Annotated in this window: 7 protein-coding genes and 1 pseudogene; all 8 read left to right on the top strand. The window is 68.5% G+C overall.

Annotated features, from left to right (window positions below):
• Positions 1 to 333: 333 nt before the first annotated feature.
• A pseudogene (locus P409_RS21085) lies at positions 334 to 1,146 on the top strand (ABC transporter ATP-binding protein); the annotation flags it as partial.
• Positions 1,147 to 1,253: 107 nt separating this feature from the next.
• The gene (locus tag P409_RS41610) at positions 1,254 to 1,496 is read left to right on the top strand and encodes a TOBE domain-containing protein (protein ID WP_430515650.1); all 243 of its coding nucleotides are present in this window, start codon (positions 1,254 to 1,256) and stop codon (positions 1,494 to 1,496) included.
• Between the two features lie 59 nt (positions 1,497 to 1,555).
• Positions 1,556 to 2,872 (top strand): ABC transporter substrate-binding protein, encoded by a 1,317-nt coding sequence (locus P409_RS21080; RefSeq protein WP_034843231.1) that lies wholly within the window; start codon positions 1,556 to 1,558, stop codon positions 2,870 to 2,872.
• Positions 2,873 to 3,059: 187 nt separating this feature from the next.
• On the top strand, positions 3,060 to 3,836 hold the full coding sequence (locus P409_RS21075; RefSeq protein ID WP_052121068.1) for a pentapeptide repeat-containing protein: 777 nt from the start codon (positions 3,060 to 3,062) through the stop codon (positions 3,834 to 3,836).
• A gap of 77 nt (positions 3,837 to 3,913) precedes the next feature.
• The gene (locus tag P409_RS21070) at positions 3,914 to 4,858 is read left to right on the top strand and encodes a carbohydrate ABC transporter permease (RefSeq protein WP_034843228.1); all 945 of its coding nucleotides are present in this window, start codon (positions 3,914 to 3,916) and stop codon (positions 4,856 to 4,858) included.
• Positions 4,858 to 5,742, top strand: coding sequence for a carbohydrate ABC transporter permease (locus P409_RS21065; RefSeq protein WP_034843224.1), 885 nt, complete (start codon positions 4,858 to 4,860; stop codon positions 5,740 to 5,742). The genes P409_RS21070 and P409_RS21065 overlap by 1 nt, the downstream gene beginning before the upstream one ends.
• A 16-nt stretch (positions 5,743 to 5,758) precedes the next feature.
• Positions 5,759 to 6,655 (top strand): alpha/beta fold hydrolase, encoded by an 897-nt coding sequence (locus P409_RS21060; RefSeq protein WP_034843220.1) that lies wholly within the window; start codon positions 5,759 to 5,761, stop codon positions 6,653 to 6,655.
• Positions 6,656 to 6,859: 204 nt separating this feature from the next.
• Positions 6,860 to 7,348: DUF1176 domain-containing protein (locus tag P409_RS21055; RefSeq protein ID WP_161790441.1), on the top strand; the 489-nt coding region annotated here is incomplete at its 3' end.

Below are 7,348 nucleotides of genomic sequence, written 5' to 3'. Positions count from 1 at the left end.
GGCAGGGGCTGCCGCCAGCGCAGCGACGCCGCCGGCCGCGGCCAGCCCCATCAGGAAATTCCGGCGATCAAAGGCGTTCAGCATGATCTCCCTCCATTGGCGTGGCGCCTCCGGTCGATCCGGACGGGCGCTCGATCGGTGTGTATAAGGATGGTGCTCCGATCGATGTTTGTGTATTCGTGATGGCAGAGAAACTTGTTTCATGAATACGTTGTAATTTAGGATCTGGTCCGGCGTATCTCTCGAGGGCTTCCGGCGGTGCGACGCCTTGCCCGCCGGCTGCTGATGGGGACGCATCGCCGGGCCATCGATTGATACCGGTATCAGATTTGTATGACCAAAGCGCCGATTCCGTTTGACCCGAGCGGACCATCGGCTACCCTCTCCAGCAACGATCGGCGGCCAGGATGCCTCCGGCAGCGCTCAAAGGGAGGGGGAATGGCCTCGGTCTCGATCCGTGGTGTCACCAAGAGCTTCGGCACCGTTCCGATCATCCATGGCGTCGACATCGAGATCGGCGACCATGAGTTCGTGGCGCTGGTCGGCCCCTCCGGCTGCGGCAAGTCCACCCTGCTGCGCATGATCGCGGGGCTGGAGCGGATCACCGGCGGCGACATCTCCATCGCCGGCCGCCGCATCAACGATGTCGCGCCGAAGGAGCGGGACATCGCCATGGTGTTCCAGAACTACGCGCTCTACCCGCACATGACGGTGCGGGACAACATGGCCTTCGCCCTGATGCTGGCCAAGACCGACAAGGCCGAGATCGACCGGCTGGTCGGCGAGGCCGCCGCCATCCTCGGCCTGTCGGCGCTGCTCGACCGCTATCCGCGCCAGCTCTCCGGCGGCCAGCGCCAGCGCGTCGCCATGGGCCGCGCCATCGTGCGCAACCCGCAGGTGTTCCTGTTCGACGAACCGCTGTCGAACCTGGACGCCAAGCTGCGGGTGCAGATGCGCACCGAGATCAAGCTGCTGCACCAGCGGCTGAAGACCACCTCGATCTACGTCACCCACGACCAGGTCGAGGCCATGACCATGGCCGACCAGATCGTGGTGATGCGCGACGGGCGAGTGGAGCAGGCGGGCGCACCGCTGCACCTTTACGACAACCCGGCCAATGTCTTCGTCGCCGGCTTCATCGGCTCGCCGGCCATGAACTTCATCGACGGCACGGTGGCCGATGGCGGCGTCCGCGCCGGCGCGGCACGCTGCTGCCGCTGCCGCCAGGGGCCAGGGTCGAGGCCGGCAAGCGGGTGCGCTACGGCGTGCGGCCGTCGCATCTGCGCGTCGCCGCCGACGGGGCCGGGCTGCCGACCGATGTCGAGGTGGTGGAGCCGACCGGCGACGACACCTTCGTCTATGGCCGCATGGCGGGGCAGGAGATCTGCGCCATGTTCAGCGAGCGCCAGGGCTTCGGCCCCGGCGACACCATCCGGCTGCAGCCGGATGTGGGCCGGGTCCACCTGTTCGACGCGGACACCGAACGCCGCCTCTAGACGGCGACGGCCGGCTTTCAAACAGCGATTTTCAAGCAAAGACAGACGGGAGAGGAAACATGGCTGAGTTCACGCGGCGCGGGATCCTGAAGGCGGGGGCGGGCCTGGCGGCCGCCGGCACCCTTGGTACGTCCGGCCTGGTCCGGCCCGCCATGGCCCAGGACCTGTCCTACACACCCGAGCAGGGCGCGTCGCTGCGGGTGCTGCGCTGGGCCAAGTTCGTCCAGGGCGACGAGAACCAGTGGCTGGCCAACACGAAGGCGTTCAGCGACAAGTACGGCGTCCCGGTGCGGGTCGACAGCGAGGGCTGGGAGGACATCCGGCCGAAGGCGGCAGTGGCCGCCAATGTCGGCAGCGGGCCCGACATCGTGCTGGTCTGGTTCGACGACGCCCAGCTGTATCCGGACAAGCTGCTCGACGTCACCGAGCTGGCCAATTATCTCGGCAACAAGTATGGCGGCTGGTACGAGGGCCTGCAGGGCTACGCCCAGCGCGACGGCAAGTTCATCGGCCTGCCGCTGGCCACCATCGGCAACGCCATCTGCTACCGCGAGAGCTGGGTCAAGCAGGCCGGCTTCAACGAGTTCCCGAAGGACACCGACGGCTTCCTGGCGCTGTGCCGCAAGCTGAAGGAGATCGGCCACCCGGCCGGCTTCACCCTCGGCAACGGCGTCGGCGACGGCAACAATTTCGGCCATTGGATCATGTGGAGCCATGGCGGCAAGATGGTCGACGAGCAGGGCAACGTCACCGTCAACAGCCCGGAGACGATCGCCGGGCTGAAATACGCCGCGGAGCTTTACAAGACCTTCATCCCCGGCACCGAGGCCTGGCTCGACACCAACAACAACCGCGCCTTCCTGGCCGGCGAGATCGGCATGACCGCCAACGGCGTGTCGCTGTACTACGCCGCCAAGAACGACCCGAACCTGCAGGAGATGGCCAAGGACATCCGCTGCGTGCCGCTGCCGATCGGCCCGGTCGGCCAGTCGGTCGAGCTGTGCCAGACCACCACGGCCGTCGCGTTCAACTATACGAAGTACCCGAACGCGGCGAAGGAGTACCTGCGCTTCATGTGGGAGAAGGAGCAGTTCTTCCCCTGGATGGAGGCGTCGAGCGGCTATTGCTGCCAGCCGCTGAAGGGCTATGCCGACCACCCGGTGTGGAAGGCGGACCCGAACAACGCCGCCTATGCCGGCGCCTCGGCCCGGCTGCGCCCGAACGGCTATGCCGGCCCGCTGGGCTATGCCTCGGCCGCGGTGATGGCGGACTACATCGTCGTCAACATGGTGGCCGAGGCCGCCACCGGCCAGCGCACGCCGGAGGAAGCCGCCGCCCGGGCCCAGAAGCGGGCCGAGCGGTATTATCGGGTGTAGGCTGGTTCGCTGGATGGGCCTGGGCCACCCCCTCACCCGAAATCGCTCCGCGATTTCGACCTCTCCCCGAGGAGAGGTGCATTTTCCCTCTCCTCGGGGAGGGGGAGGGGCCCGACGCCGCAGGCGGCGGGAGGGTGAGGGGGCGGACCGCGCTGCCCGGTGCGGTTCCCCGGCAGGGAGGTCGGGCATGGCATTCGGCTGTCGGATCCTGCTGGCGGTGCTGTTCGCCGCCCTGGCCGCGCCGGGCTGGGGCGCCGACCTGACGCGGGACCAGGTGGTCGCGGCCCTGGCCCGCGCCACCCCGGCCGCGCCGGCCGACTTCTCCGGCAGGTCGCTGGAGAAGGCCGATCTCAGCCGGCTCGACCTGTCCGGGGCGAAGTTCGCCGGCGCCGACCTGTTCGCGGCCAAGCTGGAGGACAGCAACCTGACCGGGGCCGACCTGACCGGCGCCAATCTCGGCCTGGCCTGGGTGATCCGGGCGAACTTCACCGGGGCCGACCTGTCCCGGGCGAATGTCCAGGGGCTGGTCGTCGCATCGGGCCTGCAGACCAACCCGGCCGAGGCGCCGGTCTTCCTGCGGACGAAGTTCGCCGGGGCGCGGGTGATCGCCCGGTTCGGCGGCTTCGACCTGCGCGGGGCCGACTTCACCGGGGCCAAGCTGGCGGTCGACATGCGCAACCAGTCGATGGGGATCCTGCGGGCCGATTTCTCCAGCGCCAGGCTGGACGGCGCCGATTTCACCCGGGCCGATCTCGGCCGCGCCTGGTTCCGCTTCGCCAAGCTGCAGGGGGCGCGCTTCACCGGCGCCAGCCTGCTGCATGCCGACTTCTCCGGCGCCGATCTCACCGGGGCGGATCTCACCGGCGCCGACGCCACCGGGGCGGATTTCGGCGGCGCGGTGCTGACCGGCGCCGTCGGGCTCGACACCGTCAAGGGGCTCGACCCCGCGATCCCGCGCCGGTAGCGGGACGATCAACTTCAGCGCGGCCCCAGGCCGCAGCCGGACGCTCGCACAAGGCGGCCGGTACGAGTGGAGGACAGATGTCGACGATCGCGCAGCGAAGATCGCCGCCCCCGGCCCCGTCCTGGATGGCGCGGATGATGGAGAGCCGCAACGCGCTGGGGCTGGCCTTCCTGCTGCCGGCCGCGGTGATCCTGCTGCTGTTCCTGACCTATCCGCTGGGCCTCGGCGTCTATCTCGGCTTCACCGACACGCGGCTGGGGCGCCCCGGCATCTGGATCGGCACCGAGAACTACGAGTTCCTGTTCGACGACCCGATCTTCTGGCTGTCGGTGTTCAACACCATCCTCTACACGGTCGTCGCCAGCCTGTTCAAATTCGTGCTCGGCCTGTGGCTGGCGCTGCTGCTGAACCGGCATCTGCCGTTCAAGGCCTTCCTGCGCGCCATCGTGCTGCTGCCCTGGGTGGTGCCGACCGTGCTGTCCGGCATCGCCTTCTGGTGGATCTTCGACGCCCAGTTCTCGGTGATCTCCTGGGCGCTGATCCAGCTCGGGCTGATCGACACGCCGATCAACTTCCTCGGCGATGTCGCCAATGCCCGCGCCTCGGTGATCGCCGCCAACATCTGGCGCGGCATCCCCTTCGTCGCCATCACCCTGCTGGCCGGGCTGCAGACCATCCCGCAATCGCTGTACGAAGCGGCGGTGCTGGACGGCGCCAGCAACTGGCAGCGCTTCCGCTGGATCACCCTGCCGATGCTGTCGCCGATCATCGCGGTGGTGATGACCTTCTCGGTGCTGTTCACCTTCACCGACTTCCAGCTGATCTATGTGCTGACCCGCGGCGGCCCGCTGAACGCCACCCATCTGATGGCGACGCTGTCGTTCCAGCGCGCCATTCCCGGCGGCCAGCTGGGGGAGGGGGCGGCGATCGCCTCGGCCATGATCCCGTTCCTGCTGGCGGCGGTGATGTTCAGCTATTTCGGCCTGCAGCGGCAGCGCTGGCAGCAGGGGGGGCGCGACTGATGGCCGTGAAACAGGACGCCGTCGCCGACGAAGGCGGCATGGGCTATCTCGAGAAGCTGCCGCGCCGGGTGGTGACGGTCTACCTGCCGCTGGCGGTGTTCGTTTTCGTGCTGCTGTTCCCGTTCTACTGGATGGGGATCACCTCGGTGAAGTCGAACGCCGAGCTGTACAACTACAAGGATTTCAACCCGCTCTGGGTGGCCGAGCCGACGCTGCGGCACATCCAGTTCCTGCTGTTCGAGACCTCGTATCCCAACTGGCTCTGGAACACGATGGTAATCGCGGTCGGATCGACCGTGCTGGCGCTGGTCTGCTCCGTCCTCGCCGCCTACGCGATCGAGCGGCTGCGCTTCACCGGGGCGCGCTTCGTCGGCCTCGCCATCTTCCTGGCCTATCTGGTTCCGCCCTCGATCCTGTTCATCCCGCTGGCGGTGCAGCTCGGCCAGCTCGGCCTGCTCAACAGCCAATGGGCGCTGATTCTGACCTATCCGACCTTCCTGGTGCCGTTCTGCACCTGGCTCCTGATGGGCTATTTCCGCTCGATTCCCTTCGAGCTGGAGGAATGCGCCATCATCGACGGCGCCTCGCGGCTGCAGATCCTGCGCCGCATCACCCTGCCGCTGGCCGTGCCCGGGCTGATCTCGGCCGGGATCTTCGCCTTCACCCTGTCCTGGAACGAGTTCATCTACGCCCTGACCTTCATCTCGGATTCCGAGCGCAAGACCGTGCCGGTCGGGGTCTTGACCGAGCTGGTGCAGGGCGACACCTACCAATGGGGCGCCCTGATGTCCGGCGCCCTGCTGGGATCGCTGCCCGTGGTGCTGCTCTACTCCTTCTTCGTCGAGCACTACGTCTCCAGCATGACCGGCGCCGTGAAGGAATGAGGCCAGGAAGAGAGCCGTGACCCGGACCGTGTCGTCGGTGGACACCGAGCTGTTGCGCATCGCCTACGAGGATTCGGGACCGAGGGACGGTCCGCCGCTGGTGCTGCTGCATGGCTGGCCGGACCATCTCCGCAGCTGGGACCGGGTGCTGCCGATGCTGCACGAGGCCGGGTTCCGCACCCTGGTGCCGAATCTCCGCGGCTTCGGCGGCACCGCCTTCCGCGATCCGGGCATCATGCGCTCGGGCCAGCTTTCCGCGCTCGGGCAGGATCTGCTCGATTTCGCCGGCGCGCTCGGCCTCGGCCGCTTCGCCGTGGTCGGGCACGACTGGGGTGCCCGGGCGGCCTACATCGCCAGCGCCCTGGCGCCGGATCGCGTGTCGCACTCCGTCGCCATGTCGGTCGGCTGGGGCACCAATGCGCCGGACCAGGAGCTGAGCCTGATCCAGGTCCAGAACTACTGGTACCATTGGTACATGGCGCTCGACCGCGGTGCCGATCTGGTGCGCGGTGACCGCCGCGGCTTCACCCGTCACATCTGGCGGATCTGGACGCCGGGCTGGGAGCTGTCCGACGCGGAGTTCGAGGAGACGGCCACGGCCTTCGACAACCCGGACTGGGCCGAGGTGGTGCTGCATTCCTACCGGGTACGCTGGGGCCTGGCGCCGCGCGACCCGCGCTATGACGCGCTGGAGGCCCGGCTGGCCGGGAGCCCGGAGATCGGCGTGCCGACGCTGGTGCTGCACGGCGGCTCCGACCCCTGCAACGACCCCTCGACCTCGGCCGGGAAGGAAAGGTTCTTCCGCGGCCGCTACGAGCGCGACGTGCTGCCCGGCATCGGTCATTTCCCCCAGCGCGAGGCCCCGAACGCGGTGGCCGAGGCGATCCTGCAATTCCTCGCCGCCGAGGGCTGATCCGCACGCTTCCGGAGGCCGCCGCTCGGGGTCGATGGGAACGCCCGCCTATGCCATAATTCCGAGCCAATCGGCCTTTAGGCGTAAGGACATCCCCCAAGGCTCCGGCGGCTGTGCCGGGCAGGGGCGGGCCGTCGGCATATGGAGGACGGATTGAGATCGGCAGCAGGGGTGCTCCTGGCCTTCGGCCTTCTCGGTATAACCGTGCCGGCGCTGGCCGCGCCTCCCGATCTGCCGCTCTATCGTGAGTTCCGGGACTGGCAGACCGCCTGCGACAACACCGGGCGCTGCGAGGCCAAGGGCTTCAGCCGCGAGGAAGGCTCCGACGCCATATCGGTGGTCCGGGTCACGCGCGAAGCCGGGCCGGCGGGGGCGATCGAGATCGTCCTCGAGAGCGATACCGGCTTCGATCGGGCCGATATCCGGATTGCTGGAGGCGGCTCGAAACGAGGTGGCCCGCGGGTCGATCCGACGCTCTGGTCCGGCGAGTCGGCCGGTGACGGGGGCGGCCAGCTGATGCTGCGCGATCCGGCTGGCGCCGTCGCTTTCCTGAGCGGGTTGCGCAACGCCGACAGTCTGCGGCTGGGCAAGGCCGGGACGGTCTCCCTGGACGGCATGACCGCCGCCCTCCTGGCCATGGACGACGCCCAGGGCCGCGTCGGCACCGCCACCGCCCTGATCCGCCGGGGCGAC

It is taken from the genome of Inquilinus limosus MP06, assembly GCF_000767795.1.
Taxonomy (GTDB): Bacteria; Pseudomonadota; Alphaproteobacteria; order DSM-16000; family Inquilinaceae; genus Inquilinus; species Inquilinus limosus_E.
Note: the sequence above shows the minus strand (reverse complement) of the source record. Positions and strands in the feature narration are given on the sequence as shown.

Coding starts and splice junctions, on each gene's coding strand:
- P409_RS21080 (WP_034843231.1), top strand. CDS start 1,556: ATGGCTGAGTTCACGCGGCGCGGGATCCTGAAGGCGGGGGCGGGCCTG.
- P409_RS21075 (WP_052121068.1), top strand. CDS start 3,060: ATGGCATTCGGCTGTCGGATCCTGCTGGCGGTGCTGTTCGCCGCCCTG.
- P409_RS21070 (WP_034843228.1), top strand. CDS start 3,914: ATGTCGACGATCGCGCAGCGAAGATCGCCGCCCCCGGCCCCGTCCTGG.
- P409_RS21065 (WP_034843224.1), top strand. CDS start 4,858: ATGGCCGTGAAACAGGACGCCGTCGCCGACGAAGGCGGCATGGGCTAT.